The following is a 1,534-nucleotide window of genomic DNA, read 5'->3' as shown; positions in this document are numbered from 1 at the left end:
GCGAAGGCGATCGAGAATTTCGACAAGAATGTCCGGATATTTTTCAATGCCATGCCTAATAGACAGGGCAAGGAGATACACTAGGGCTCGGGTCTCATCGTCATGCGATAGCGTTGAGCGGTTATTGATAAAAGCTAAGTACCAAGGTCGCACAACGCTTTCGGGTTCTACAGGATAGCCGAGTAGATGTGCTGCGGAAATTAAATCATCGCCGCTTGCAAGCTGCGCAACCACGTCCACAAACATCGAAGCATTATCGTTAAAAAAACGAACCCAGCTGTTGTGAAGTTTTGACGCACTATTCAAAGCTATGGCGTCGTGGAGCGTTTGACTAGGATCAGACAATGCTAATTCGTCGAAAGTGTTGCCAAGCGGGCGCTGCATCACTGATCGCATCACTTGTCTACGTTGCTCTACCGACAAGTCCAACGTCCACAAATGCTTTAGATCTTCATTCGAGAAACGGCCGATGACAGCGGGTGTCAACAGTTCAGTCCTGTTAGAAACAGCTAGGAGAGCAAACTCGACAGACGTTTCTACATCTTCGACGGTTTGAGCGTCCAAGATCGGGAGGATAGCCTCAAAAACGAGTTCGAATATGTTGCCGAGCTTGTTGCGTGAAATCATTAAGGCGGCTGATAATTCTACGAGATGATCTGCGTCCATACGTGAAAAGATGGACGTGAGCTCTGCCCTTTCGTAACCAACGTGCGAGTTTTTGTGCTCCGCCAAAAGGCGCATCAGATCGACGCCGTTTACACTCGCAATGAGGGACAGCTTGCTTGGCGACAATCCGAGAACATCTTTTTTCAGAGTATCTGCCTGTCCGGGAGGAAAGCGAGTCAATATCAGGTCCGCCACATCGTATCCGAGCGCATCGAAACGGGTGGCGCCATACAGTTGGACAAGCTCCGGCAGCACAGTCCGGTCGGAGCGGATATCCTTTCCATAGCGCCAGAGAAATTTTCGCAACGAGGTGACCGTCTGCGATGTCGCGTCGGTCGCGGCATCCTCCAGCCACGGAGGTGACGACCCTTCCGATGACGGAGGTGCCCCTCGCTTCAACCGCAGGAACTGCTCTTTAAGGTTCGAGGTCGTCGAAGTCGACCTGAAGGTGAACTGGCGACGCAGACGCGGCCATTGCTGGGACCAGACCGCAAGGATTGCCTGTTCGAGCCGCAGCCTGTCTTCGTGCGCCTCGTCCAGCTCGAGATCAGCGTAGCAGCACAGGAGAACCTTCTCGATTTCCGTGCGGTTGGCAGCCTTGCTTGCACGGAGCCGGCGGTTGAGGCTGATGGGAGCTGAAAAGCTTGTGTCGGCGGCGTATCCGTCGGGTCTTCGGTGGAGGTCCGCCAACACCGCCAGATCGATCTGGGTCGCCATAAGGGAATGATCGAGCAACAGGACATGGCTCCAGACGCAACCGGGCCGAGGCATCTCGGGAGCTAGCCACGTCCGGATCAACGCGTAGAGTTTGCTGTCGGGAAGGGAAAGCCCTGTCAGATAGCTAGAATCGCCCGAAACCTGCCCGCCC

General features: G+C 54.2%; 1 protein-coding gene. It reads right to left on the bottom strand.

Translation table 11 applies throughout. The annotated features are described in order from the left end of the window. Positions 1-1,503: hypothetical protein (locus tag X742_RS140535; protein WP_280800209.1), on the bottom strand; the 1,503-nt coding region annotated here is incomplete at its 3' end. Positions 1,504-1,534: the final 31 nt, after the last annotated feature.

The sequence above is a fragment of the Mesorhizobium sp. LNHC229A00 genome (genome assembly GCF_000502415.1).
GTDB lineage: Bacteria > Pseudomonadota > Alphaproteobacteria > Rhizobiales > Rhizobiaceae > Mesorhizobium.
The sequence above is the reverse complement of the archived record's forward strand: the minus strand, read 5'-3'. Positions and strand labels throughout refer to the sequence as shown.